Annotated in this window: 22 protein-coding genes; 13 read left to right on the top strand and 9 right to left on the bottom strand. The window is 44.1% G+C overall.

The annotated features are described in order from the left end of the window. Nucleotides 1-308: 308 nt before the first annotated feature. Nucleotides 309-758, top strand: coding sequence for a PPC domain-containing protein (locus tag BJP37_RS27025; protein ID WP_075903490.1), 450 nt, complete (start codon nucleotides 309-311; stop codon nucleotides 756-758). 72 nt (nucleotides 759-830) lie between these two features. Here BJP37_RS27025 and cobS read toward each other — a convergent pair whose 3' ends face one another. Further along, the gene (gene cobS, locus BJP37_RS27020) at nucleotides 831-1625 is read right to left on the bottom strand and encodes an adenosylcobinamide-GDP ribazoletransferase (protein ID WP_075903488.1); all 795 of its coding nucleotides are present in this window, start codon (nucleotides 1623-1625) and stop codon (nucleotides 831-833) included. A 605-nt stretch (nucleotides 1626-2230) separates the two neighbouring features. Here cobS and BJP37_RS27015 point away from each other — a divergent pair. The 7 genes from BJP37_RS27015 to BJP37_RS26985 all read left to right on the top strand — a co-directional run bounded on the left by BJP37_RS27015 (nucleotide 2231) and on the right by BJP37_RS26985 (nucleotide 10143). Next, on the top strand, nucleotides 2231-2683 hold the full coding sequence (locus BJP37_RS27015; RefSeq protein WP_075903486.1) for a hypothetical protein: 453 nt from the start codon (nucleotides 2231-2233) through the stop codon (nucleotides 2681-2683). Between the two features lie 509 nt (nucleotides 2684-3192). Further along, a complete protein-coding gene (tgt, locus tag BJP37_RS27010; RefSeq protein WP_075903484.1) occupies nucleotides 3193-4302 on the top strand; it encodes a tRNA guanosine(34) transglycosylase Tgt in 1110 nt (369 codons plus the stop codon). 121 nt (nucleotides 4303-4423) lie between these two features. Then, complete coding sequence (locus tag BJP37_RS40165) at nucleotides 4424-4597, top strand: hypothetical protein (protein ID WP_158069799.1); 174 nt, start codon at nucleotides 4424-4426, stop codon at nucleotides 4595-4597. A gap of 221 nt (nucleotides 4598-4818) precedes the next feature. Continuing rightward, nucleotides 4819-4956, top strand: a complete 138-nt coding sequence (locus BJP37_RS27000) for a photosystem II reaction center protein K (protein ID WP_008177837.1) — start codon at nucleotides 4819-4821, stop codon at nucleotides 4954-4956. A gap of 841 nt (nucleotides 4957-5797) precedes the next feature. After that, nucleotides 5798-8182 (top strand): CHASE2 domain-containing serine/threonine-protein kinase, encoded by a 2385-nt coding sequence (locus BJP37_RS26995; RefSeq protein WP_075903480.1) that lies wholly within the window; start codon nucleotides 5798-5800, stop codon nucleotides 8180-8182. Nucleotides 8183-8235: 53 nt separating this feature from the next. Further along, the gene (locus tag BJP37_RS26990; protein ID WP_075906509.1) at nucleotides 8236-8898 is read left to right on the top strand and encodes a YggS family pyridoxal phosphate-dependent enzyme; all 663 of its coding nucleotides are present in this window, start codon (nucleotides 8236-8238) and stop codon (nucleotides 8896-8898) included. A gap of 180 nt (nucleotides 8899-9078) precedes the next feature. Then, the gene (locus BJP37_RS26985; protein ID WP_075903478.1) at nucleotides 9079-10143 is read left to right on the top strand and encodes a calcium-binding protein; all 1065 of its coding nucleotides are present in this window, start codon (nucleotides 9079-9081) and stop codon (nucleotides 10141-10143) included. A gap of 344 nt (nucleotides 10144-10487) precedes the next feature. Here BJP37_RS26985 and BJP37_RS26980 read toward each other — a convergent pair whose 3' ends face one another. Together BJP37_RS26980 and BJP37_RS26975 are read right to left on the bottom strand one after the other, a co-directional pair. Beyond that, nucleotides 10488-11489 (bottom strand): 2-hydroxyacid dehydrogenase, encoded by a 1002-nt coding sequence (locus BJP37_RS26980; RefSeq protein ID WP_075903476.1) that lies wholly within the window; start codon nucleotides 11487-11489, stop codon nucleotides 10488-10490. A gap of 274 nt (nucleotides 11490-11763) precedes the next feature. Further along, nucleotides 11764-11949 (bottom strand): hypothetical protein, encoded by a 186-nt coding sequence (locus tag BJP37_RS26975; RefSeq protein WP_075903474.1) that lies wholly within the window; start codon nucleotides 11947-11949, stop codon nucleotides 11764-11766. A gap of 86 nt (nucleotides 11950-12035) precedes the next feature. Here BJP37_RS26975 and gap point away from each other — a divergent pair, with 86 nt between their 5' ends. Beyond that, nucleotides 12036-13052, top strand: coding sequence for a type I glyceraldehyde-3-phosphate dehydrogenase (gene gap / locus BJP37_RS26970; RefSeq protein ID WP_075903472.1), 1017 nt, complete (start codon nucleotides 12036-12038; stop codon nucleotides 13050-13052). Between the two features lie 216 nt (nucleotides 13053-13268). On the opposite strand, the gene BJP37_RS26965 is transcribed toward gap, so the two are convergent. Both BJP37_RS26965 and BJP37_RS26960 read right to left on the bottom strand, forming a co-directional pair. Beyond that, nucleotides 13269-14633 carry a hypothetical protein gene (locus tag BJP37_RS26965; protein ID WP_143727816.1) on the bottom strand — a complete coding sequence of 455 codons (1365 nt, stop codon included), beginning with the start codon at nucleotides 14631-14633 and terminating at the stop codon, nucleotides 13269-13271. A gap of 471 nt (nucleotides 14634-15104) precedes the next feature. Further along, nucleotides 15105-16982, bottom strand: coding sequence for a DUF3370 family protein (locus BJP37_RS26960; RefSeq protein WP_075903468.1), 1878 nt, complete (start codon nucleotides 16980-16982; stop codon nucleotides 15105-15107). Between the two features lie 201 nt (nucleotides 16983-17183). Here BJP37_RS26960 and era point away from each other — a divergent pair, with 201 nt between their 5' ends. Further along, nucleotides 17184-18212, top strand: coding sequence for a GTPase Era (gene era, locus BJP37_RS26955; protein ID WP_081431345.1), 1029 nt, complete (start codon nucleotides 17184-17186; stop codon nucleotides 18210-18212). Nucleotides 18213-18332: 120 nt separating this feature from the next. On the opposite strand, the gene BJP37_RS26950 is transcribed toward era, so the two are convergent. Together BJP37_RS26950 and gyrA are read right to left on the bottom strand one after the other, a co-directional pair. Continuing rightward, the gene (locus BJP37_RS26950) at nucleotides 18333-18899 is read right to left on the bottom strand and encodes a Uma2 family endonuclease (protein WP_075903466.1); all 567 of its coding nucleotides are present in this window, start codon (nucleotides 18897-18899) and stop codon (nucleotides 18333-18335) included. A gap of 112 nt (nucleotides 18900-19011) precedes the next feature. Further along, entirely contained in the window at nucleotides 19012-21621 is a 2610-nt protein-coding gene (gene gyrA / locus BJP37_RS26945) for a DNA gyrase subunit A (protein ID WP_075903464.1), read from the bottom strand. Between the two features lie 341 nt (nucleotides 21622-21962). Here gyrA and BJP37_RS40160 point away from each other — a divergent pair, with 341 nt between their 5' ends. Together BJP37_RS40160 and BJP37_RS26935 are read left to right on the top strand one after the other, a co-directional pair. After that, nucleotides 21963-22103 (top strand): hypothetical protein, encoded by a 141-nt coding sequence (locus tag BJP37_RS40160; RefSeq protein WP_158069798.1) that lies wholly within the window; start codon nucleotides 21963-21965, stop codon nucleotides 22101-22103. A gap of 76 nt (nucleotides 22104-22179) precedes the next feature. Continuing rightward, the gene (locus BJP37_RS26935; RefSeq protein ID WP_075903460.1) at nucleotides 22180-23097 is read left to right on the top strand and encodes a histone deacetylase family protein; all 918 of its coding nucleotides are present in this window, start codon (nucleotides 22180-22182) and stop codon (nucleotides 23095-23097) included. Between the two features lie 236 nt (nucleotides 23098-23333). On the opposite strand, the gene petL is transcribed toward BJP37_RS26935, so the two are convergent. Together petL and BJP37_RS26925 are read right to left on the bottom strand one after the other, a co-directional pair. Further along, nucleotides 23334-23432: a cytochrome b6-f complex subunit PetL gene (gene petL, locus BJP37_RS26930; protein ID WP_070395182.1), complete on the bottom strand. Its 99-nt coding sequence runs from the start codon at nucleotides 23430-23432 to the stop codon at nucleotides 23334-23336. 420 nt (nucleotides 23433-23852) lie between these two features. Continuing rightward, the gene (locus BJP37_RS26925) at nucleotides 23853-25334 is read right to left on the bottom strand and encodes a zinc ribbon domain-containing protein (RefSeq protein WP_075903458.1); all 1482 of its coding nucleotides are present in this window, start codon (nucleotides 25332-25334) and stop codon (nucleotides 23853-23855) included. Nucleotides 25335-25533: 199 nt separating this feature from the next. Here BJP37_RS26925 and BJP37_RS26920 point away from each other — a divergent pair, with 199 nt between their 5' ends. Continuing rightward, nucleotides 25534-25923, top strand: a complete 390-nt coding sequence (locus BJP37_RS26920; RefSeq protein ID WP_143727815.1) for a hypothetical protein — start codon at nucleotides 25534-25536, stop codon at nucleotides 25921-25923. Nucleotides 25924-25987: the final 64 nt, after the last annotated feature.

Genomic DNA, 25987 nt, shown 5'->3' with positions numbered 1-25987 from the left:
TTTTTTTTGAGGAGTGAGGAGAACTGACTCGAAGGTTTTAATTATTTGGATAAAGTTGGTGATATCGAAGTGAGGTGGAAATAGCGATCGCTTTGAATGTATGCTTTTTTGTGGTGAAATAACTAGAGTAAAGTACGGAAAATATCAGAAATTTGGCGGTGAGACATCCTGTCAGCAGTAGAGTAAGCTGGTTGTATTGTCAGGGGATAGCCTGGGTCTGCTTTAAGCCCATATTCAACATGACCCTCATTTTTTAAGGGGGTTAGGGTACAGTGTTAGAAATGTTACTAACGTAAAGATATATTTAAATGAGTAAAGCTTTTGCTGCTTGGTTTAGCTGGGTTATGCCTGTGGCAGCAACGTTGTTGGCAACGAGCGTAACTGCACCGGTAGCCAGAGCACAAAACCTGTACAATCCGCAGCCGATTTCTCATAGCAAAGAAATTGTTGACACCCTGACTCAGAAAGATATTCCGATCGGGGATGGTGGCTTTGCCCGAGACTATGTAGTAACTCTTGATGCGGGAGACCAAGTTGCCATCGACCTAATCTCAGACAACTTTGACACGATGATCTCTGTGATCGCTTCTGATGGTTCTACGGTAGCGGAAAATGATGATGGACCAGATGGCAGTACTAACTCCTTGTTATTTGCTCGCATTACTGAGACAGATGAGTACATTATCAGGGTGCGTGCCTTTGGCTCAACCGGCGGTGGCAAGTTCAGATTAAAGATAACCAGACTTAAACCAATTTAGGGGGTTAGTGGTCGAGGGGGTCAGTGGTCAAGTAAGCAACAGGTGGTCTTTGGCAAAGAATGAGTGAAAGAATTAGTGAAGGATGAGGGTCAGTAAGCACAGAAACAGGGCTTCTGTCCATTCCACCACTGCTCCGTAAGTGTCTCCAGTATGTCCCCCTAGCTGGCGGTGAAACCAGCCGCCAGTCAGTAGAGCGATCGCACATCCTGCCATGGCCATGGTTAAGGATAACCAAGTATTTGTGGGATCTAGCAACACTGGCACTAGAGATAAACTTAAGACAACGAATAATCCCAAGAGAATATCTTGGGGAATACGTATCCATGGTTTGTGAAATGCCCCTTTACCGGTGGGTTTGAGATAGGGATAAAATGCGATCGCTACTACTTGTCCCCAACGTCCCCAAGCAGCTGCTCCCATCAAAGCTGCCCAGCGATAAGCCCCGATATCAGTTAGGGCAGCGGTTTTGATCAGTAATAGAGTACAGGCTGCCATTGCCCCAAAGGCTCCTGTAGCACTATCTGCCATTACATCTAAACGGCGCTGGGGATCTGGAACTGCTAAACCATCAGCTGTGTCTATCACCCCATCTAAGTGTAATCCTCCAGTCAGGGCAACCCAGCTGACCACAACTACAGCAGAGCGAGTGAGTGCTGGCATCCCTAACTGTTGCAATAAGATGTCTAATATTACAAGTATCCCCCCAATCAGCAATCCGATCATCGGTGCCCAACGGGCAATGCCCCGAAACTCCATTCCCCAGCTAGCTGGTAGGGGGATAATAGTATAAAAAGTTACAGCACTACTCAAAGAACGGAAAAGTTGACGTCCCCATTGCCTAAATTGTTGTCCAGTGAAATACTTCATGAGTAACTGCTGTTACTGAAATTTATGGAATTTTCCTTTGAGCACCATCGAAAGATTGAGATAGTATTGTGTCATAAGCTGTTGTTATAAGCAGCAAGTTACCTCACCCTATGGCTTAGGTCTCAACAGCAACGGGCTACTAATCTAGTTAGTTCGTGCCGACCAAAACGGCTCAATCAACATTCCTTGGTCGAAAAGTAGTTGGCAATGGGTTGATCCCATTTGGGATATAAGCTGTTGGTGTTTACTCAATAAGGAGTAATCTAGTTGTCTAGATTTGACTAGTTGACTGTGAACTAATTCAAGATAAACACCTAACACGCGATTATTCCCTGCATCTATTGGAATTATCTGTTGCTGCGCAACGCCGCACGCTTACATGCTTATACCCTTGTATTAACCATTAAGCATGCTTAGATTAGGTATAAAGTCCGATAACCATTAACCCAAAACCTAACACCATTAACCTTTATTGTTGGTTTTAACCCGTTGCCGTAGCTGTGTTCTCATCAATTGGTTTCACCTTTAGGGTTGCCTCACCAATCAATTAAATTAACCAGTTGCATGTCAATATCAGCCCTGAAAAGCATTATAGGCTTTTATCCATGAGTCAACACCAATCTCGACACCAACTCCCAGCTCCTTGCATCATTGAAACTGGCATTATCATCAACAAGCGAGATATGAAACGCTTGCTTGGTGATTTAGGTTGCGTCCGTTACATTCACACTCTCGATGGTCAACTAAAAAACCAGGGGGAAGGGTTAGTTCAGGAAGTATTTGCTGATCCCCATTGCTCTACCCTGATTGCTAATCGGACACTTTACATCAATGTCCATAGTTTTGACTATTTACAACTGAGTCAGTCTCCAGAGCAAGAAGCTTACTTTGACCTAATTCACGAAAATCGTCAGTTGCGGCTGATTCCCCTGTTGAATCCCTTGCAACAAGAGTGTGTTGAACAACTTCAGGCGGAAGCCCTTGAAGCTATGCTCACACAGGTTCTAAGCGCGAAATGGGATGTGCAAATTGATGATGATGGAGATTGTCCTTTTTAGGTTAGAAGGTTAGAAGGTTAGAAGGTTAGAAGGTTACAGGTTACAGGTTACCGAAAAAATTGGGTAATCGCGCCCCGTCCTGATAGGACGGCTTTCTTTTTCAGCTAAAACTTGACAGTTTTCACAGAGCGTGTTAAGTTAAAAACCATTACAATAAACTAAAAATCTAGATAAATACTATCTAAAAATAAGTAGGCAACGTAAAAAATATGTAAGAGATACATATTGCGTAATTTGGTCTAACGACTTAAACGTCTATGAAACATTTAGATAAAAAAGTATCTAGTTAAATAGATTTTGAAAAGGTACGGTGGGGCACACCGAAACCTAGGTCGAAGACCAAATACGCTTGTGGAGAGGCGACCTCTATTTTTCCTGGCTCCGGCCTGGTTAAACAAGTCACCGCATTGAAGCAAGAATCCCCGTCCTTCCAGGGCGGGGAGTGTCAACTGGGTTAACTGAATTAGACGGTATGGTCTAGTTAACGATAGTTCAAGACCTAGATCAACTTGAATCAACAGAAAAATAATTTTTCATTTCAATGTCAGGCTTCCTGTAGCCACACTAAAGCAAGAGCTGGGGTGTTTGTGACCCCCCATGGTGTGGTGGAAACTCCCAGGTTTATGCCAGTAGGCACCCTAGCAACGGTAAAAACTCTAACACCAGCCCAGTTAGAGGTAGCTGGGGCCCAAATGGTTTTGGCTAATACCTATCATCTCCATCTGCAACCGGGAGAAGCCATCATTAAACAAGCCGGTGGGCTGCATCGATTTATGGGTTGGCACGGACCAATCTTAACTGATTCTGGTGGCTTTCAGGTGTTTAGCTTAAGCCAGCTCTGTACTATTACTGAAGAGGGGGTGACGTTTCGATCTCCTCGGGATGGGCGGATGATTGATTTAACCCCAGAACGGTGTATGGAAATTCAGCATGCCTTGGGAGCAGATGTGATCATGGCATTTGATGAGTGTCCCCCCTATCCAGCTGAGCGCACTGAGGTGGAATTAGCAACTCAACGAACCTATCGCTGGCTCAAACGCTGTATTGTTGCCCACAATCGCCCTGATCAACAAGCTTTGTTTGGTATAGTTCAGGGCGGGGTATACCTAGATTTGCGTCAAAAGGCTGCCGAATCCTTGGTTGAGTTGGATTTACCAGGTTATGCCATTGGTGGTGTCAGTGTGGGGGAACCGGCTGAATTGATTCACCAAATTGTCCAGACAACCGCTCCATTACTGCCATGGCATAAGCCTCGTTATCTGATGGGGGTCGGTACCTACAGGGAAATGGTTTTAGCGATCGCATCTGGCATAGACTTGTTTGACTGCGTTATTCCCACTCGCCTGGGACGTCATGGTACTGCCTTAGTGCAGGGGGAACGCTGGAACTTGAAAAATGCCCGGTTTCGGGAAGATTTTTCCCCCTTAGATGCCAGTTGTCCTTGCTATTGCTGTCAGAATTTCAGTCGTGCTTATCTGAACCATTTAGTGCGATCGCGTGAATCTCTAGGCTATATGTTACTCTCTCACCACAATGTGACTGAGCTAATTCGGTTTACTCAAGCGATCAGGGCAGCCATCTTAAGTGATCAATTCACTACACAATTTGCTCATCCTTAAGAGCAAGGAGACTCTCGTTATACCTGTAGGGTTAGCGAGAGACGGGGCTGTGTGCGGACGCAGGTTCCGCACACAGCCCCTCAGGAATTGCGTCTTTAACGATAAATTTGCTAAAATTAGAATGGTCAATGACCCACCCGAGACGATGGATTCAGACAGCCTATACGAGCGAAGTCCAGTAACCTGGCGGCGCAGCAAAATCGGTAGACCGGGAAAAGAGGATGGGGCAATGGAAGTCCAACCCTTGAATCAAAAAGTACATCAATACTTTACTTTGTCAAAAATCGACACATGAGAACCGCAGGGCTTGCGGGGATAGTCTGTGGAGCGAGCGTAAGACCAGAAAACCCCTTGAGGGTGGAGGCTGTTGCTATGAAGCAGAAACTTAAATCGTGAGGTTTAGGAATCCCCCGCTATAATCTTTGATTTAGCGGTGGGAGTATGTCAATGGCTGTTCACTTCATGTTAAGATACATGTCAATTATTAAATCTGTGTTGGAAAGGAAGATTTAAGATATGGAAGCTGCACTCCTGTTAGGAACATTACCCGAAGCTTACTCTATTTTTGGTCCAGTGGTGGACGTTCTACCAGTCATCCCTGTGTTCTTCTTGCTGCTAGCCTTTGTCTGGCAAGCCGCCGTGGGTTTCCGGTAAACTTCTGCCCCGCTAGAAAACCGGTTTGGCTCTAGGGGTTGGTTTGATCGATAAATATTGACAAATTTAGACATATCTCCCAAAAAGCTCTAGGTTGTGTCAGAAGTGAGTAGTACAAACCCGACGGATGAATCTGTGGGAAAGTAACCTCAATACCTGACCAACCTTTGTCTGTGATGAAGACTACGTAATCAATAAGCCCTACGATTCATCCCACCTATGAACCCCTTAGGTCATGGTGGGATGATCAGTTGGCAGGGTTGATGATGGTGTAGATTAATAGTGCGCCTGTAGGAAATATCAACCAGGGATTGAACCGAATAGTGTGGATAAAGCAATCAAAAACAGGAACGTTCGTAGTAGGGTATCCTGTGAGTAGTAAAGCTTGCCGATATCTGGGATACATACTATCCACTGATTGTTAAGCTAAAATACAGAAAGCTGTTTGTATAAGCTAAGTGCAAGTTTTTGCTGTCAAAACTATCAACGTGGAATTAGCCAATATATGAATCAGGTGGGCATCAATAATAATTGGCATAAGGGTGGTTGACCACGGCGAACTGGAAGAGAAATTTAATATGCTCCGATTGATAGCTTGACAGAATAAGGACGACTTGCTTCCTAACCAAGAAAAAGCAAAATGGTAGTGTAAGCAACAAGGCTTCCATTGCTTTTCCTAAATCGATTAAATCGATCGGGAAAATACTCACAGCAACGTTTCCAACTTAGGTCAGGGCTAAGAATCAAGGAATGAGTCACTACGATGCAGGGTGATCAAACCGTTGATCGTATTATTTATAGAATCATCAATGGTGATAGTTTCTAGTGATAACTATTTTATATGAGTGCTCAGCTGGTAAAAGTGGCGACAGAAGAGTCACCAAAAAAATCAAAACTTAGCCCCCAAGAGGAAAATCCCTCCCCCCCGCCACCAAAATCAGCGAAAGCTTGGTCGCGGCTGAAACGCTTGGGGCAATATGTTGGGATAAACCCAGCATTGGTAGCGAGTTTGGCCGTAACTGGTTTAATGCTAGGCTCTAAGCACCTAGGAATGTTACAGTTTTTTGAGTTAAAGGCTTTCGACCGGATGATAGAGCTGCGACCAGCTTTACCACCAGATGAGCGCCTCTTAGTAGTAGAGGTAACTGAGCCAGATTTAAAAGGCACAACAGCTCCAGGAGGGTCTTCAATCAAAGATGCTGTAATGTATCAGCTATTACAGAAGCTGGAGCAACATCAACCAGCCGTTATTGGTGTGGATATCTTTCGAGACAGTCCGGTAGAACCGGGTAATGCTGAATTTTCTGAACTACTGCAAAGTAGCGATCGCATAATTCCAATTTGCTATCGGGGTCAATCAGAAGCATCCAGTGTTGCAGCCCCCCCAAACATTTCTCAGCATCGTGTAGGCTTTGTTAATCTACTTGAAGATCCGGATGGAATCGTCCGGCGGGCTCCATTATATTTTGAGAATACCAGCATCCCAGGTTGCACCACCAGATTAGCATTTGGCTTTCAGTTAGCGCGAAGCTATTTGGAACAGCGGGGAATCAAGCCCGAAAACATCTCCCCAAAACAGATGAAGCTAGGAAAAACAGTCTATAACAAGATATCTCCTACTGCTGGAGGTTACCAAAAGGGAGATACGGGAGGCTACCAAATTTTATTGAATTACCGCTCTGCTGATCACCTTGCTGATACCGTTACCTTAAGTAAGGTGCTGAATGAGGAGATTGAACCGGACTTGGTCAAAGACCGGATTGTCCTAATCGGTATGAATGCTCCTAGTATCAAAGATGATGACTTCTTAACACCCTACAGTTTTGCTCAAAAAGAAAGCAAGCATATGCAAGGAGTCATGATACATGGTCAAATTGTGAGTCAACTGGTCAGTGGCGCACTTGGAGAGGGAAGAGAACAGTTTTGGTTTTGGTCTGAGTGGACAGAAGGCTTGTGGATTTGGGGTTGGACACTAATCGGGGGCGTGTTAGTTGGGGTAAGCCGCAACACTCGACAGTTAGTACTGTCTGAGAGTATTGCTTTAGGTATTTTGGTAGGAACATCCTACCTGCTATTTCTCAACTCAGGATGGATACCTGTCGTGGCACCTGCGTTGGCATTAATCCTTTCGGGTACTGGTGTAATGACTTACACCGGTTACAAAGCTAAACAGGAGAGCATAAAAGCAGAGCAAGAGCGCCGCAAAATTGAAGCAAAAGCTCAAGAACAGGAACAGAACTTAGCCTTGTTACAGGCGTTGTTGAAAGAAAAAAACGAAACCATCTCCAGCACTAACACCAAAACTATACCGATACCACAAACCGATTTATCTCAAGAAGATGCCACAGCAATTTGGAACCCAACAGCAGGTGCAGACCCTGATGGCACATCGGTAGAGTACCGACCCCAACATAACCTCCTAGCTGGACGCTACCAAACCAAGCGTGTTCTGGGTTCGGGTGGGTTTGGTCTAGTGCATCTAGCAGAAGATACTCAGCGACCTGGTTCACCCCAGTGTGTGGTCAAGCAATTGAAACCGGCTCGTAGCGATCCGCAATTCTTGAAAATTGCCAGACGCCTATTCAGCACTGAAGCAGACATATTAGAAATTTTGGGTAATCATTTAAAGATTCCTCGACTACTAGCTTATTTTGAAGAAGATCAAGTATTTTACTTAGTGGAAGAATATATTCCCGGTCAGTCCCTTAGTGACGAATTACCAGTAGATAAACGGCTTGGAGTGAAGGAAGTCGCAGATATACTGAAAGATATTTTAGAAATTATCGTCTTTATCCACAAATACGGCGTCATCCACCGGGATATCAAACCTGGCAATATTATCCGTCGTCAAACTGATGGTCAACTGGTACTAATTGACTTCGGAGCAGTTAAACAGATTAAAAGCCCAGAGCAAAGTGAGGAAAAAAATGATACGGTTGCCATTGGCTCTCGTGGTTATGCCCCACCAGAGCAATTAGCGGGACACCCCAGTTTCAATAGTGATATTTATGCTTTAGGTATGATTGGGATTCAAGGATTAACTGGAATTCGTCCCTATCATTTGCCCATTTCCCCAGAAACTGGTGAAGTGATCTGGCGCAACCTGGCAGATGTACCTGAAGAATTTGCCCAAATTATAGAAAAGATGGTAAGCTATCATTTCGCTGATAGATACCAGTCAGCTGAGGTAATCCTGCAAGATTTGTCCAAAGTGATTGGTGGTTAAAGGTATGGAGGAAAAAGGGAATAGGGAAGACTATGGAAAAAATACCTTTCACTATGACTACACGTATTACTGATAATATCCAGCAGATTCGTCAACAGTTAAAACCTAATGTCCGTTTAATTGCGGTGAGCAAAACCGTATCTGTAGACAAAATGCGGGAAGCCTATGGTGCTGGAATTCGTGATTTTGGAGAAAATCGCTTGCAAGAGGCTTGTGCTAAGCAGGAACAGTTACAAGATTTAGAGGGTATTTCCTGGCATTTTATCGGTCACTTACAAAAGAATAAAGCCAAACTTGCTGTTCAAACAATGGACTGGATTCATTCCGTTGATGATTTAAAGTTAGCCCAGAGTTTAAATCGGCGTGCCAATGAGTTAAATAAACGACCTAAGGTTTGTTTACAAATCAAGATTTTGCCCGATCCTAATAAATATGGTTGGTCTGTTGAGCAGTTATTAGAAACGTTACCAGAATTGGAAGCTTGCGATTCCTTAGATATTCAAGGGTTAATGACGATTCTTCCCTTGGGGTTATCGGAAGCTGAAATTTTTGATGCATTTGTAGAAGTTGCTAAATTCCAGGAAAAGCTTAATCAAACAACTCATTTAAATTTAAAAGAAGTGTCAATGGGAATGTCGGGAGATTATTTGCAGGCTATTAAAGCAGGGGCAACGATGATTCGCCTAGGGAGCAAAATTTTCGGAAAACGTCAATAGTTATTGAGCATTTTTAACGGTATTTTGCGGTGCGACCCCGCTCGGGAAACCCGAGAAGCGTGAACGCGCACCAAGAAATCGGTCAAATTGGCCAAATACTGCCAATTTGGCTACCGTTACCATACCTAAGACCAGACAATAAAGGAGGTCGGAGTTGGATAGGAATAGGTGCTCGAAGAAATGTTTAACTTTAACTTCGTGGGGTTGGAAACAAATACTACAAATACTAGTGTAATTCTCATAGGTGGCAGTGGCAACGATACTCTCAACGGTGGCTCACAGGATGATACCCTCAAAGGTAGAGCTGGGGATGATATTCTCAATGGTCGAGGAGGTAATGACCGTCTTGAAGGGGAGGAGGATTCGGATACTCTCGATGGTGGAGAGGGTAATGATACCCTGATTGGTGGCTCAGGGAATGATGTCCTTACTGGTGGACCGGGTCCTAGCTTTGGATTGAGTTTGTTTGAGGTTAAACAGACATCTGATCATGATTTCCTCGATGGTGGAACAGGAAATGACACTCTCAACGGAGCAGATGGGAATGATGTCCTAAAAGGCGGAGCTGGTGATGATTCCCTTTTAGGTGATGTTCGTAGGCGTTTGACTGGAATTCCCATAAACTATAATCCAGGTAGTGACATCCTTGATGGTGGAGAGGGAAATGATGTCCTCGAAGGTGGAGGTAGCAGTGATACTCTCATTGGTGGCACTGGCAATGATACCCTAATTGGTGATGGTGATGATCAAAATGTCTTTGGTGGTGGGAATGATTCTCTAATTGGTGGCAATGGTGATGATTCTCTAGTAGGTGGCGAAGGAAGCGATACCCTGACTGGTGGTCACGGAGCTGATATCTTTAAGTTCACATTTACAAATCGTCCATTACCCATCTTCCCGCCTTCAATGCCTCCATCACAACCGCTACAACCTTCAACGGGAATCAACATAACTGATAGTTTTCTATTATCGAGTAACTCTGACTCGGAAGTTCCACGACCTGAAAGCGGAATTGACAGGATTACCGATTTCAATATCCAACAGGGAGACAGGATTGAAATTGTTAGTTTTGGGGAACTTGATATTGATCAAATCTCCTACAATAAAACTACAGGTGCTCTGTCCTTTGAAGAGCAACAATTTGCTCAACTACAAGCAGGTCTTAATTTCAGTCCAGAGCAGCATATTGATTTACAAGTCTTCCCTCCTCGTTCCTTTGTTGCCCCTCCTCCTAGTGCGTTTTAGACTGTAAGCATTCAGCTATCAGCTATCAGCTATCAGCCAAAGACCTTGGCCTTGGCTTTTGGGCCACGCTACGCGAATGGCCACGCTACGGAAATGGTCAGGCTAGTGTTCGCGCAGCGTGCGCGTAGCGCAATCGGTACTTTTGAATAAAATAAGCTGACCACTGACCACTGACGGCTGACGGCTGACGGCTGACGGCTGAATGCTTACTTTAGGCTAATTTAGTAATTGGTAATTGATAATTGTAATTAGATTAGGATTACCAATTACTAAAATCTTGATTGAATTTTGCCGAGGTCACTAGTTGTTAAGATTTGGTATTCAAGCTGATTTAATATTATGACCTATTCTCTATTAATAATAATTTTATTCGGACAAGGAACACCTTTCTCAAAGTTAGTAATATTAGATAGTGTAGTTTCAGCAATGTTATCGAGGGCATTTTCAGTGAAGAAAGCTTGATGAGCAGTAATAATTACATTAGGAAACGTGAGTAAACGTTCAAAAATATCATCTTGAATGACTTCATTAGACAAATCCTCAAAAAACAAGGCAGATTCTTGCTCATAGACATCCAGAGCGAGATAGCCAATTTTCTTAGACTTGAGCGCACCAATAATGGCTTTGGTATCAATCAATCCCCCTCGGCTAGTATTAATTAGCATCACACCTGGTTTCATCTGCTCTAGAGCTTCGGAATTAATCAGATGATAGTTTTCAGGAGTTAAGGGACAGTGTAGCGTGATAATATCAGAGATAGCAAAGAGTTCAGCTAGCTCTACATACTTGACCCCCAAAGCTTGACACTCCGGGTTTGGATAAGGATCATATGCCACTAATTGACACCCCATACCAGTGAGAATTTGGGCTACGATAACACCAATTTTACCAGTTCCCACGATGCCTACAGTTCGACCATGCATATCGAATCCCAAGAGTCCATCTAGGGAAAAATTTCCTTCTCGTACTCGAGAATAAGCACGATGTATCTTGCGATTCAGGGCTAGCATTAAGCCAATCGTATGTTCAGCGATCGCATAAGGGGAGTAAGCCGGAACACGCACTACTGTCATGTCCAATTCTGTCGCTTTTGTGACATCCACATTATTAAAACCAGCACAGCGTAGAGCAATCAGACGAGTTCCCTGTTGCGCCAGCTTTTCCAACACTTGTCCGTTGAGGGAATCATTGACAAAAACGCATACTGCTGGACATCCTGATGCCAAAATAGTCGTTTGAGTATCGAGGTGCGGTTCAAAAAAAGTTAATTCATGACCGTATTGGGAATTAACAGCTTCCAGAAACTGTCGGTCGTAGACTTTGGTACTAAAGACAGCGACTTTCATAGAGGTAATGCCAAAACCAGCTTAATTAAATTGTAGATAAAAATTTAAAGAGTAGGTTTAAAGAAAAGGTTAATTTTATGGCAAGCATTTAACAGTCAGCTATCAGCGGTCATCTAAATGCTTACCTGCTCTTTTCTTTCTTTGGAGTTTAACACAGAGCAGTGGTAGAGATTGACACCAATTACCACAGTCTTAAATTAAGTTAAAGGATTAACAAATAATGAGTAGAGTGAGCTATAAACAATAGCTTGGATGCCTAGCAAAAATCATTGAGTCACATCTGGTTGCTTTGCAATCCGTTCATGATAGTTTTGATGCTCCCAGCTGTCAACAACAAAGGAAGAATTAATCTTTCTTTGTTGTTGACATTGTTTTGATGCAGAAAGCGAATGGGAGTTTCTCCAAGACCGTAATGGCGAACGCGCCCCGCGTGACCTACGGTCAAGGGATTGCTCGCCATCACGGGTCGCACCTCTGCATCGCTGGATGAGGATTATTAATTATCGACCAACGTAAATTTGTAAACCTCTTAAAGGAGATTTGTCCATGGCAACTGTCAAAGTGGGTATCAATGGATTTGGTCGTATCGGACGACTCGTATTCCGTGCTGCCCTCAACTACCCAGAAATCGAAGTGCTGGGCATTAATGACCTAGTTCCACCACAGACTATCGCCTATTTACTCAAATACGACTCAACCCATGGTCGTTTCAAAGGTACCGTAGAAGCTGAAGCTGATGGAATTGTGGTCAATGGCAAGAAAATCCCCTGTGTCTCAATTAAAAACCCAGAGGAACTGCCTTGGACGAAACTCGGTGTGGAATATGTAGTAGAATCTACTGGTCTATTTACCACCTATGATGGGGCATCTAAGCATTTAGAAGCAGGAGCGAAGCGGGTGGTAATCTCTGCTCCTACTAAAAACCCTGATTTGGTTCCCACTCTGTTGATGGGTGTCAATCATGATACCTATGACCCGGGTAAAGATAGTATCGTTTCCAATGCCAGTTGCACAACTAACTGTCTTGCTCCCATTGCTAAAGTGATTAATGACAATTTTGGGCTAGCGGAAGGGTTAATGACTACAGTCCATGCTATGACTGCTACCCAGCCAACGGTAGATGGTCCAAGTAAGAAAGACTTTCGGGGGGGGCGAAGTGCTGCTCAGAACATTATCCCCGCTTCTACGGGTGCGGCCAAAGCTGTAACGCTAGTGTTACCGGAACTGAAAGGTAAACTTACTGGCATGGCATTACGGGTACCAACACCGGATGTATCAGTGGTAGATTTGACCTTCAGGACTCAAAAGGCAACCAGCTACCCAGAGATTTGTGCAGCAATGAAGGCAGCGTCAGTTGGGGCGATGAAAGGAATTTTGGGCTATACAGAGGAGCCAGTGGTGTCCACCGATTTTCAAGGCGACCCTCATTCAAGCATTTTCGATGCTGGAGCGGGAATGGAACTTAATTCTAATTTCTTTAAAGTTGTCTGTTGGTACGACAATGAGTGGGGTTACTCTAACCGGATGATTGACCTAATCTTATCTATGGCAGCTAAAGGTTAGGTCGAGCGTAGCAGCTAGCGCAGGGAAAGGAAAAATCACTAACTACTTTCCCTGACTAGAAACTGGAGAAGGGGAAGAGGCAGAACAGACTCGAAGATACCCCAAGTTGGGAAAGACCAAACTTTCTCGTATCCCAGAAATAATAAAGCAGATGCGCGCTTCGTAGCGTCGGCGCTACGAAGCGCGCATCTGCTGACTTGGTTTGAGATTAATGAACTATTGGTGATTAAGTAAAGGAAAGTATTTTCCTTGCCGATACTCCCAAGTGATGCCCTCGGGATCCCGAGAGCGACTCCACTGGCTGAAGTTGGGCTCAGTGCGCATCCTCTTGAGTAATCTGTCCCCACAACGGAAGCGATCGCAGATCTGTTTGACACTGTAGGGTTTTACTAAAAAACCCTGGGATGACCCATTAGTAGTGGGAGTAGTATCCTCTATTTCAGGTTCAAAGGTGTCTGATGATTCTTGATTAACCTGATTAAGCTGATCAACTAAAGGAAAATATTTTCCTTTCCGATACTCCCAAGTGATGCCCTCGGGATCCCGAGAGCGACTCCACTGGCTGAAGTTGGGCTCAGTGCGCATCCTCTTGAGTAATCTGTCCCCACAACGGAAGCGATCGCAGATCTGTTTGACACTGTAGGGTTTTACTAAAAAACCCTGGGATGACCCATTAGTAGTGGGAGTAGTATCCTCTATTTCAGGTTCAGAGGTGGCTGATGATTCTTGATTAACCTGATTAAGCTGATCAACTAAAGGAAAATATTTTCCTTGCCGATACTCCCAAGTGATGCCCTCGGGATCTCGAGAGCGACTCCACTGGCTGAAGTGTGGCTCAGTGCGCATCCTCTTGAGTAACCTGTCCCCGCACCGGAAGCGATCGCACATCTGTTTGACACTGTAGGGTTTTACTAAAAAACCTTGCGATAACCCATTAGTAGTGGGGGTAGTATCCTCTATTTCAGGTTCAGAGGTGGCTGATGATTCCTGATTAACCTGATTAAGCTGATCAACTAAAGGAAAATATTTTCCTTGCCGATACTCCCAAGTGATGCCCTCGGGATCTCGAGAGCGACTCCACTGGCTGAAGTTTGGGTCAGTGCGCATCCTCTTGAGTAACCTGTCCCCACACCGGAAGCGATCGCACATCTTCTTCACACTGTAGGGTTCTACTAAAATTAGCTCTGATGAAGATTTAGCAGGAGTAATCTTCTTTTGTGTATTAGTTCCAGAGGTAGCTGATGGAAATGCTGTAGTGACATCGTCAGCTGGGAGAGCTTCGACGATATAATCTGCCAACGGCACTTCCTGGCTGTAAACCCCTTTAGTTGTGTGATACTTGATGATGCTTTCCCCGCTAAACCAATCTAGGGCTGTCCTCACAAAAAGCCACCCAGCTTGGGGAGACTTCTCCAGACATACTGGTGTCTTCTGCCCACTGGTAAGATTCACCAAGTTGTGTGTTGGCTTGAACATCCCCTTTTCGGGTATATACAGCTCATCTTGCTGACGTTTTCGTCTCGGACTACATTCGAGACAGTATTTAGGAGGCTTACCAGGATAGCACTCACGAGTAGTCATATGATTGCATTTGGGGCAAAAAAAGGTAACTGGACGGGTATGGATCGTACGAGTGTGAGCACGCACGATAAAGGTTTGAGAAGGCATAAGTGGTCAAGATATCAATAGTTATCTAGCAAAAGTTATCAAGCAACCTGAGTGTGATATAGTTGTTCTGGTGCCGACAGCAATTCTAGGTATATCCCTAGGCACTGGCTGCCGTAACTAGATCATCTCTATCATCTAGAGTAAGCATTTCTGCTGGTTTGATGATCTTAGGCAAAACTTCGTCAGCAATAAATAAACTCCTAAATAGTTAATACTGATCGCTTTTGCTGGCATCAGCTATTTTTGATAAAGTTCAGTATGCTGCTAACGTTAAACAATAGCAGATTCAGGCTAAATCCGTCAGACTACTAGAATTGAGATCAATATTTGATCGTGCGATCGCACAATTGCGACCTTGCATTTGTGAGCCGATTTCCAACTTTACTAACCCTCCAAAGTCCGAACTGTCAGCACCTGGGGTGGTGTCGAATCCGGGGGATAGAGAAAATCCACCTCTAGCTGCCTAACTTCTTCAGGGGCTAAATTCAACGTCACCAATGGATGCCCTGGCTGTCCTCGTCGCTGCACTAAATGCACATAGCGCGTCTGAGCCTTTCGATCATCATCATCATAATTTATTCTGAGTGTACCCCGAAAGAACACGTTTTCAACCAGTGGGTTCAAAAACAGCAGTCGATCAGTACCCCCCTCATCCTTCAATGGCGTTTGCAGCGATACCGTCACCGTTTGGGGTTGATTGGTAGTATTCTTCAATGGCAAAGTTAGATTGTATTCTACCCCATAATTACTGTGAGCAAAGTAGGCCGTATCGGGATAGCGCCTTAACATCGGTGCACTTTGAATTTGCCCTGTACTCAGAGTAATCAGATGTAGAGTCCCCAGCACATAAGAAAACGCCTGCCCTAGCTGAGGAATACTCAAATAGTTAACATTTGGATTATCTTGAATCAGCACTTGCCATTTAGAACCTTGGGAAACACCAGCCACCCGACCAAACACCGTCGGTTCTTGAGGTGGTTCGAGAGGAGTGGGTATCGGTCCACGGGGTTGAGCTAAGCCACCCGTATCCAGTAAGTGTTGCCATTCTGCTACCGTAGGTTCCCGATAGTTTCCATTGCCATCACGAGGGGCTTTCATCGCTAAGTTAGCCAGATAAACCATTCCATCACTCCGTAAGCGCATCATGGTAGAACGACCATTGGAAGCTGGTGATCGTTTAACTGGAATTGGCTGATTCATTAACATCTGGCTTTGTTTTGCCTTCAGCACCAGTTTGGCGGAAAATAGTTCTTGGAGAATTCCCCTGAGTACATCATTCATCGTCCGACTGCCAGGACCAGCATAGACTGTACCATTGGGATTATCCACCATATCCGGCAACGAGATAAACGGTGCATCTGGGGTAGACAGATAACTCGCCCCTTGCAAGACCTCCACTGTAACAGGTGTGTCATTGGGATTATAAACTATCAATCCTTGGTAAAGGGGATGGGTTTCGGCCTGAGTCTCTGCTCTAGCAATATGGTGGGTAAAAATATCAAACCGTCCATTAAAGCCATAGTCAAGGTGGCCAGAAGGAACTTGTTTCCCTTCCGGTGAAAACGTAGACAGCAAAATTCCCTCACTTCTGACTAGTTCTGGACTATTGCTATTAAAGACAGGCACCTGATCCAACTGTCCTGGTAAACTACGAACATCATCAGGAGAAACGTCCACTCCAGCAATATACTGAGGTGGAACAGCATAGATGTTTAAGGCCCGACACAGCAAAGCCGCTACTTCACCACGGGTAGCACTCTGATTTGGCTTGACCTGTTTGATATTGGGATAGTTAACCACAATAGTATTAATTGCTGCGGATGCGATCGCATTTTTAGCATATTGGGGAATCTGGCTAGCATCAGTAAAATACCGTCTGATAGTTCCATCGGGATCTGACGGGATAGGGAAATTCTTGGCTCCTGCTAAGACCGCGATCGCTTGCACTCGTGAAATCGACTCATTCGGTTTAAATCGTCTGCCAGGATAGCCCGAAAAAAATCTCCGCTTGTAGGCATCTTGAATCACATTTTTGGCCCAATGATTACTAGGTACGTCCAGAAAACGAATACCACCTCGTTGAATCGGCGCTGAGGGAAACGCATTCAGCATTAAGACGGCAAACTCAGCACGGGTAATTCTAGAATTAGGACGAAATTTACCATCCGGGTAACCACTGACCAACTTACGCTCCCGCAGTTGGTTGATACAATCTCTCGCCCAATGATTTTCCAGGTCAGGGAAAGTAGCGGTATTGGTCATCAGTAGTATTTAGTCTAAACTGCTTTAGTGTGGGCAACTAACTTAGAATTTTTTATTTCAAGCCCACGATCAATTGTATTTATGATACTGTTGGTCAATTAACCGGGGTGTTATCCCATGTAACAACATCCTCAACATAGTCCCTATCTACGTTGGTAACATACATTTAATAAGAAAACCATAAAAACTACGATTGCTTCAATGACTGACAATTCTCAAATCCAAGACGAACAAAACTCGGAAGAGGATTCGACCATAGACTCTTCCCAAGATAACCTAGAGGAAAAAGTTATCAATCCATCAGTTATAGAAACTATTCCGGTTGCTCCAGAGGGCTTTAAGTCTGGCTTTGTGGCGATTGTGGGACGCCCGAATGTGGGCAAATCCACACTGATGAATAAACTGGTAGGGCAAAAAATTGCCATCACTTCGCCAGTGGCTCAAACTACCCGAAATCGGCTGCGAGGTATCTTGACCACACCGCAAGCTCAGTTGATTTTTGTGGATACGCCAGGAATTCACAAACCTCATCATCAACTGGGTAAGGTATTGGTAAAAAATGCCCAAATAGCCATTGAGTTAGTGGATGTGGTGCTTTTGGTGGTCGATAGTACAGTAGAGGCGGGAGGAGGCGATCGCTTTATTGTTGATCTACTGAGTAATACTAAGACACCAGTAATTTTGGGTGTTAACAAATCAGATATACAACCTCGCCAGAGTAGGGGAAAATCAATCGATGCTAGTTACGCTAAACTAGCTACTGCTCAAGGCTGGGAAGTCGTAAAATTTTCTGCCCTAACAGGTAATCACTTAGACCTATTGCAGCAGAAATTAATTGAATGCTTAGAACCAGGGCCATATTATTATCCCCCTGACTTCTTAACCGACCAGCCAGAACGGTTTATCATGGGGGAATTGATTCGAGAGCAAATCTTACTCCTAACTCGTGAGGAAGTGCCCCACTCGGTTGCTATTACTATTGATTTAGTGGAGGAGCAACCAAAAATTACCCGTATTTTTGCTACGATTAATGTAGAGAGAGACTCCCAAAAAGGGATTTTGATTGGCAAAAAGGGTACTATGCTCAAACAAATTGGTACTGCGGCTCGTCAGCAACTTCAAAAGTTAGTTGCTGGTCAAGTTTACCTGGAATTGTTTGTGAAAGTAAAACCGAAATGGCGACAATCTCGCTTACGGTTATTAGAGTTGGGATATCGGGTGGAGAAGTAATACTAAGTCCGCTATATCTATAGCATTTTTTGATAGGTAAACTTATGATTGATATAAAAACAGATAAATTTTAAACTTGGTTCAAGAGCTGATTTTAATACTTAATCATTAACAATTAGTTTAAACGGCAAATACTTGTTCAACTGTCAAAGCTAACTCGGGAAATGTTTGTGATTCAATCTTTTTATTTCCTGTAAATTCTGTCAGATCATAAAACCCATCAACTAAACGCAAAACCGAGACCTTAGACTTAATTGGATCAACAATCCAATATTCAGGCACTTCCCGCACTGCGTATTCAGAACGCTTGTAGCGGTAATCATCTTGGGGATTACCTGCACTGACAATTTCTACTGCTAGTAGTGGTGCTGATTCCAGCACCGCTGATGACATGGAACGGATAGCTTGCCGCTGACTTTCTGAGATAATGACTAAATCAGGAATTCTAGATTTATTCTCAGCGGTGCGAACCCCAAGATTACCAGGCATAACCACCCAATCTAAACTAACCCTCTCAATTTCTCTATCAAATTGCTTGAATAAAAAAAGCATAATCAGGGCATGTAGTCCACTAGCAGGTGGCATAGCAATAAGCTCTCCATTAACAAGCTCATACTTGTAGTCAGTGTCATCATGGTAGGAAAGATAGTCTTCAAATGTGTAAAACTTTTTGGCAGTTTGAATCATTTGATTTGCCTCCTAGAGCACTGGTTTCTTAGTATAGTTAAGGTGGTTTTTGTTGACGATTAACCGTCAACCGTCAACAAAAACCTATTGGTTAACTTCTAGTGGCCTATTTCTATTGATCTACTGACTCTTGCTGCTCTTCGGTTTCTGGCTCTTCGATTTCCGGCTCTTCGATTTCTTGCTCTTGATCTGAAATGGGGACCAAAGCAACCGCTGCGATCGCATCTTCATCATCTAACTTTTGCACTCTGACCCCAGTTGCCATGCGAGATTGGGGAGAAATAGCATCAACAGCTTGACGAATGATAATCCCTCGACTAGTGACTATCATCAATTCATCCCCTTCATTAACTACCTGTAGTGCTGCCAGTTGGTCTTTGGGTAAACGGAATTTGGTTGAGCGAACTCCCATACCAGCACGGTTTTGTAGCCGGAATTGGGATACCGGTACCCGCTTGCCATAGCCTCCCATGGTAACAATTAATACCCAAGGACCCTGAGCCGCTGTTTCCACCATCTCAGAATCACTAAGGTCTTCTGTCTCTTCCTCTGAATCCTCAGCAGCAGCTAGACTAGCGATGATTTGACCGGACAAAATATCCATACCGATTAATTCATCATCACCCTTGAGTTTCATAGCCTTAACTCCTCTGGTCGCACGACCGAGGGGGCGGAGTTGATCATTGTCACACTTGAAGTGAATTGCCATGCCATGACGAGACCCAATTATGATGCTGTCTTCTTGCCTAGCACGAAGTACCCACCGCAACTGGTCTCCTTCCCCGAGGGAAATAGCAATTAATCCATTCGCCCGAATTTTGCTGAAAGCATCTAGAGCAGTTTTCTTGATGTAACCCTTGTGGGTTAACATGACTAAATATTCATCATCTGTAAATTCAGATACCGGTACAATAGAAGTAATTTTTTCTTCGTGGGGAATGGGTAACATCTGCACAATCGGTACCCCCCTGGCGGTGCGAGATGCAGCGGGGATTTGGTAGGCACGTAGAGAGTAGACTACACCGCGATCGCTAAAAAATAAAATGCTATCGTGGTCGCAGCAAGTGAAGAAATGCTCTACCTCATCATCATCTTTGATCCTGGCAGCAGCTTTACCACGAGTTGCCCGAGCTTGAGCTCTAAACTCATCCACAGGCATGCGTTTGATATACCCTTGCTCAGTCAGCAGAATCACAGCTTTTTCATTAGCAATCAGGTCAGTATCATCCAGTTCCCCTTCAACCTGTTGAATTTGTGTGCGACGAGGTGTGGCAAAGCTCTGTTTCAGTTGCTGCGCTTCAGTTTCAATAATCTCCAGGATGCGACTTCGGCGAGCTAGGATATCCCTTAAATCGGCAATCCTAACTTGTAATTCCTCATGCTCAGCTTGAATCTTTTGGGCTTCCAAAGCAGTCAGACGGCGCAGCTGCATTTGCAAAATAGCATCAGCTTGGGCTTCAGATAGACTAAATTCTGTAACTAATTGTCCTCGTGCTGTAGTCGTATCCGCCGCCCCCCGAATCACGGCAATCACAGCATCTAAGCTATCTAGGGCAATTAGTAACCCTTGCAGTAAATGATCCCGTTCCTCAGCTTTGCGCAATTGATATTGAGTCCGTCGGGTAATGGTTTCAATGCGGAAATCCAGGAAAACGTTTAAGAACTGCTTTATGGTCAGCAACTGGGGTTCATTGCCCACCAGGGCTAGCATATTCGCTCCAAAATTGGTTTGGAGAGGGGTTTGCTTGTAGAGATTATTCAGGACAACTTTGGGATAAGCATCGCGCTTTAGTTCGATTACGATGCGCATGCCATTGCGATCGCTTTCATCCCGAATATCGGAAATGCCATCAATGCGCTTATCATTAACCAATTCAGCAATCTTTTCGATTAAACTTGCCTTATTGGTTTGGTAAGGTAGCTCAGTAATTATAATGGCTTCCTTGTCTGGACGACCTCGTTGCCCAATCGTTTCAATTTCTGCCACACCTCGCATGGTGATAGAACCCCTACCACTGGTGTAAGCATCTTTAATACCCGATGTGCCTAAAATCTGTGCCCCAGTGGGGAAATCTGGACCAGGTATATACCGCCTTAACTCCTTATCGGTGATTTCGGGATTATGGATAACAGCAACTAAGCCATCCACCAACTCTCCCAGGTTATGAGGGGGGATATTGGTTGCCATACCCACAGCAATCCCCGATGAGCCGTTGAGCAGTAATTGGGGAATCCGTGCCGGTAAGACAGTCGGTTCTTGCTGGGAACCGTCAAAGTTATCAACGAAGTCTACAGTTTCTGACTCAATGTCCCGGAGTAGGGCATTGGTAGCGATCGCTTGCAAGCGGCACTCTGTGTAACGCATTGCCGCTGGGGGGTCGTTGTCTACTGAGCCAAAATTTCCATGACCATTAATTAGAGGCGATCGCATGGAGAAATCCTGAGCCATGCGCACCAAAGCGTCATAAACAGCAGTATCCCCATGGGGATGATACTTACCCAACACTTCCCCTACCACACGAGCGCATTTGCGGAATGGACGGTCTGGGCTTAAACCCAGCTCATGCATGGCATAGAGAATTCTTCGGTGTACTGGCTTGAGCCCATCCCTAGCATCTGGTAATGCCCGACCTACAATAACGCTCATAGCGTATTCTAAATAAGACCGGGACATTTCGTTCCGCAAATTTGTCGGGACAATGCGTTCTTGGGATGTACTCATAGTTGGACAAACTCCCTTATTATCGAGGATTTTGCTAAATAAATCGGTTAAAATCTCTCAAAAGAGGCTTTTAACACGTTTTTTTTTCAAATTTGGCTGGTTATTTTTAAATTTTAACACAAAATCTATACTATAGCCGCTAACAGAACCACAGGCAAGGCTTAGACAATGAGCAGATTCGCGGTTCTTGTGCAAAAATTATGGGAAAAAGACAGAAAATTTCCTAGGGTAGCTTAGAAAATTCACCTGTTCTTGTTCATGTTGACTGGCGGTTTATGCCACCAGGTTGTTTTCCTCCCCTGACCAAACGTCAGAGGTTTCCAACAACTAAGGAGTTTTTGATGAAACTATCCTATGTTTTGATCGGCTTAGCTATTTTTGCCATCGTTTTGAGACCAGATTTAATCCCTATCAGCCTCGCTCTAGCTATAATCGCCTTTGGTGTCGTGTTTGGTCTGTTTAGGGATCACCTGATGAAGTAATCGGTAAGGTTAATTTATTTACAATTACCTTGACCTAAAGCGTTTTTCCATCATTTTGGCTGAATCGTGCTATAATATGTTTCCTGTCATTTACTCCGATGAGTTTCTTGAACACGATAACGGTCGGTTTCACCCAGAACGACCAGAACGTTTAACTGCCATTGTGGATGCCATCAAAGCTGCACCTTGGGCTGACCAAATTAAGTGGCAGTTACCGACAGCGGTGGAAACTCGTCGAGTGATGCCCCTAGTACAACAAATTCATAGCCAGCGCTACATTGATACAGTTGAAGAAATCGCCTTGAGTAATGGTGGCAGGTTAGATGCGGACACAGGGATATCCCCCCGCAGTTACGATGTTGCCCTACTCGCCGTTAGTGCTTGGCTAGATGCGGTAGATCAAGTCCTCACTACCAATAATTCAGCCTTTGTTCTAGCCCGTCCCCCTGGTCATCATGCTGAACGTCAGAGAGGGATGGGGTTTTGCTTATTTTCCAATGCTGCGATCGCAGCCTACTATGCCTTAGAGCAATCGGGAGTAGAACGAGTTGCCATCCTAGACTGGGATGTCCATCACGGCAATGGCACTCAAGATGTTGTCGAACGAGATGCTCGCATTGCCTACATCTCCCTTCATCAATCCCCTTGCTATCCTGGTACAGGCCAAGCCAGTGAACAGGGGTTTCACAATAATGTCCTCAATCTTCCCATGGCACCAGGCAGCACGTTAGCAGATTACCAGCCTATGTTTGAACAGAAAGTGATGCCCTTTTTAACCAAATTTCAGCCAGATTTATTGATTGTCAGTGCTGGTTATGATGCTAATGCCGCCGATCCCTTGGCAAATATTGCCTTGCAGCCAGAAGATTATGGGCTATTTACCAACTCTTGTCTGCAACTAACTCGTCGGATTGTTTTTGGTTTAGAGGGCGGGTATGAACTCACTGCTCTAGCTCAGTCGGTGGTAGCAACAATTGAAGCGTGTTTGGCTTAGAGAGTTGATATGGGTAAGTATTCAGTCATCAGCAGTCAGCAGTCAGCCGTCAGCCCAAAGCTGATAGCTGATAGCTTACGATATGGCTAATTATAGATAGTTATAAGTATAGTTTGCTAATTATAACTTGATAACGATAGATTTTTATGTATAGCGCTACAGTAGGCGGCGATAGTCAAAACAATTAAATGTTTTAACTCGCCATACTGCCTTGATGATCTTGGAAACAACAGTAGTTAGATCAACTTAACTGCTCTAAGTCCAAAAAATAGAGTCAGAGCCACAACAGTGGCACCAGCTAGAAGTCCAAAGTAAGCGATCGCTGCAGAGATCATAGTATCCCCCGAAAATTCAATAGTTTAATAATATTACCTAATTTTACCTCATATTGAGTCTTATTACTCAGAGCAATAGTCAACCGTCAATAGTGAACCTTGAACCGTCAAAGGTGAACAAACATGGAAGAAAATAAATTTTTTCGTTTTGTGTGGCGCTTTAATGCTATTGTTATTATGGGATACTCTTAAACCGTAATTAATCGGGATAAACCCTTACAAAACGGTCAAGGTGCAATGTATTGTTGCCTGAGTGAGGGGTGGTTATACAGTAATTGGAGTTGAACCTGCCGGAGACGAAACCTTAGAATAAGGCAGCCTTAATCATAAAGTTTTAACCCTTTTACCCATAGCCGACAAACCATAAAGGCTGCCTTATTCTTACGGTAACTTCTAACCACCCGTCTTTCTAGGCATTCCTCAAATCCCGTTGAGGAGTTGCTTGAAAGCCTTAGCCAAGGTATGCTTACAATCAAGCCAACCAAGCTCGACTGCATCTAGCAGGCTAAGCCCCAACCCTTTCAAGAAACGCGCGGTACGACGCAACAACACTGCTTGAACCTCGGTTTTATTCATGTACCGAGTTATTTCGAAGTCGGTACCGCGAGCAAGGATGTTCAATGCAGCATTGCAATCAGCCTGTAACACGACCCCATCAAATCCGGTAAAATTGTCCCCAGTCCTTTTCCCCAACAGGGTTCCATTCCTAGAGTCAATTTGCGACGTGTAACTAGGTTGAACTTCTGTGACAACCGAGCCAGTCCAATCAGCCCATTTCTGCAAGGAGTCCCGCATCTGACCCTTGATCCAGCTATTAAGCCTGCGAGACATGGTTTTGGACTGACGTTTATTTTTTATTGGTTGGGTTAAATCTGAGGCCGTAGGCCACGCTTCGCGAACAGAAAATACTTTTAGCGATTCCCCATTGAAAAGGGACTTAGATGCAGCTCCTATGATAGCTGCAAGCTCTGATTGGTTTTGCCTGTAACGGCGATTCTCTGTTTTTCTGGTCAGGTTGTTTTCAAGGATACGAGCTGACTTATCTGGGTCAAGTTTTTCTAATTTTCTATGAAGCGCCCATAGCTTGCCTCTGTTACGATTCTTAGCACAGATTCTATCGGATTTCTTGGTCGCTACTTTACCCAACCCCTCTCCGTGAGCCTGCCCATCTGAATCGTAGAAAGCCTCTGTGTATCCTTTATCCACCCCTATAGAACGGCGTTCAGCAGATACCTCTACAGTTCCGTAGTCTACTAAGAAGTGAACCTCAAATCTCTGTAGTAGCTGATTGTATATTAGCCTAATTTGCCCGCTAATTTTGCGGTTAGACTTGACAATTATCTTGTTCCTTTTTCTTCTTACTAACCCGGTTAACTCCAGCTGACAAGTGTTACGGGAGAGTCGCTTGCACTTGTACCCTCCTTGTTGGTAAACTATTTGATTCCTTACCCAAGAATGGCCTCTCTGATATTCCTTCCTAACAAGTCTATGTAGGAGTGAATTGTCCAGAAAAGCTAAGGTTTTAAGCTGTTTACAAAGCTCTTTTTTTATCTTCTGGTTGTCCTTCCCAGGAAACCTTTTGTAAATCTTTTTAATCACCGCTTCAGTACAAGCTGCCTGCTGAGCGGTGATCGCTTTGGCGACATCGCTGACTGTCCACTCCATCAACTTAGAGGGCAGTCCCAATGATTCGGGAGTCCTGAAGCTTCTGACTTCTGGGTATGACTTTTTCCAGTCAAGCCCCCAGTGGCTAATACTCCCCAGCTTGTTGTAAGACTCAGCCCTGACGATGCCAAGCTTTTTCATTGTAGACAGCAACTCAGACTCAACCGCCTCAGTCGTCCCCACAACAGGGACGATTTGAGTTGATATTTTCTTAGTTACTCCTACTTTTTTAGCCATCGTCGTTAATTATCTTGGTACTTTAATGATACCTTAGCGCTATAAAATTGTCAAGTGTCTATTTTGTTGCCTAAAATACCGTTTTATACCGTTTTAATGGTCAGGCACAACCTATCTAATGGTGCCGCTTCACTCAGACCAATCTTATACCCAATCCTATTATAGCAAGTCTACACGCTCAACTAGAAACTATTTGTTTTTGGATAGTGAAACAGGTAATAGCAAATGGCTCTTTGCTAAGAATGACTATTTAATTGCTAGCGATCGCTTCATTTCAGGAACTAATGATAAAGAGAATAATAGGCTTAAATCGAAACCAGTTATAGCCGTTTTATACCAAATTATTAAACAAGATACCAATGGTGATGGAAGATTAACAAACAATGATCTGCTCACAATAGCATTTACCCATTTCAATGGTAATGACTATCAGGAAGTCCTAAGTGGAGTAGATAAATTTTTGGGTTACAAGGTTCTAAAAGCAAATAGCCTATTAATTTTGTATCAGCGGGATGGGATTGCCTATTCAGCAAAGGTTTCTCTAGATAATTTCGCTCTCTCCAATGAAAAGGAAATAGCTAAATACTAAAAACCTAGCTCTGTAACCTAAACTCTCCTGTTTTTTCCTCTTCTCGCCCCAAACCAACCACACT

It is taken from the genome of Moorena bouillonii PNG (assembly GCF_001942495.1).
Lineage (GTDB): Bacteria > Cyanobacteriota > Cyanobacteriia > Cyanobacteriales > Coleofasciculaceae > Moorena > Moorena bouillonii.
Note: the sequence above shows the minus strand (reverse complement) of the source record. Positions and strands in the feature narration are given on the sequence as shown.

Excerpts from the sequence above, each read along its gene's own strand:
- cobS (WP_075903488.1), bottom strand. The coding sequence starts at position 1,625 with ATGAAGTATTTCACTGGACAACAATTTAGGCAATGGGGACGTCAACTT.
- gap (WP_075903472.1), top strand. The coding sequence starts at position 12,036 with ATGGCAACTGTCAAAGTGGGTATCAATGGATTTGGTCGTATCGGACGA.
- BJP37_RS26935 (WP_075903460.1), top strand. The coding sequence starts at position 22,180 with ATGTTTCCTGTCATTTACTCCGATGAGTTTCTTGAACACGATAACGGT.
- BJP37_RS26965 (WP_143727816.1), bottom strand. The coding sequence starts at position 14,633 with ATGACTACTCGTGAGTGCTATCCTGGTAAGCCTCCTAAATACTGTCTC.
- BJP37_RS26975 (WP_075903474.1), bottom strand. The coding sequence starts at position 11,949 with ATGGCGAGCAATCCCTTGACCGTAGGTCACGCGGGGCGCGTTCGCCAT.
- BJP37_RS26960 (WP_075903468.1), bottom strand. The coding sequence starts at position 16,982 with ATGACCAATACCGCTACTTTCCCTGACCTGGAAAATCATTGGGCGAGA.
- BJP37_RS27015 (WP_075903486.1), top strand. The coding sequence starts at position 2,231 with ATGAGTCAACACCAATCTCGACACCAACTCCCAGCTCCTTGCATCATT.
- era (WP_081431345.1), top strand. The coding sequence starts at position 17,184 with ATGACTGACAATTCTCAAATCCAAGACGAACAAAACTCGGAAGAGGAT.
- BJP37_RS26925 (WP_075903458.1), bottom strand. The coding sequence starts at position 25,334 with ATGGCTAAAAAAGTAGGAGTAACTAAGAAAATATCAACTCAAATCGTC.
- BJP37_RS26990 (WP_075906509.1), top strand. The coding sequence starts at position 8,236 with ATGACTACACGTATTACTGATAATATCCAGCAGATTCGTCAACAGTTA.
- BJP37_RS40165 (WP_158069799.1), top strand. The coding sequence starts at position 4,424 with ATGGTCAATGACCCACCCGAGACGATGGATTCAGACAGCCTATACGAG.
- BJP37_RS26950 (WP_075903466.1), bottom strand. The coding sequence starts at position 18,899 with ATGATTCAAACTGCCAAAAAGTTTTACACATTTGAAGACTATCTTTCC.
- BJP37_RS26980 (WP_075903476.1), bottom strand. The coding sequence starts at position 11,489 with ATGAAAGTCGCTGTCTTTAGTACCAAAGTCTACGACCGACAGTTTCTG.
- BJP37_RS27000 (WP_008177837.1), top strand. The coding sequence starts at position 4,819 with ATGGAAGCTGCACTCCTGTTAGGAACATTACCCGAAGCTTACTCTATT.
- BJP37_RS26985 (WP_075903478.1), top strand. The coding sequence starts at position 9,079 with ATGTTTAACTTTAACTTCGTGGGGTTGGAAACAAATACTACAAATACT.
- petL (WP_070395182.1), bottom strand. The coding sequence starts at position 23,432 with ATGATCTCTGCAGCGATCGCTTACTTTGGACTTCTAGCTGGTGCCACT.
- BJP37_RS27025 (WP_075903490.1), top strand. The coding sequence starts at position 309 with ATGAGTAAAGCTTTTGCTGCTTGGTTTAGCTGGGTTATGCCTGTGGCA.
- gyrA (WP_075903464.1), bottom strand. The coding sequence starts at position 21,621 with ATGAGTACATCCCAAGAACGCATTGTCCCGACAAATTTGCGGAACGAA.
- BJP37_RS26995 (WP_075903480.1), top strand. The coding sequence starts at position 5,798 with ATGAGTGCTCAGCTGGTAAAAGTGGCGACAGAAGAGTCACCAAAAAAA.
- BJP37_RS40160 (WP_158069798.1), top strand. The coding sequence starts at position 21,963 with ATGAAACTATCCTATGTTTTGATCGGCTTAGCTATTTTTGCCATCGTT.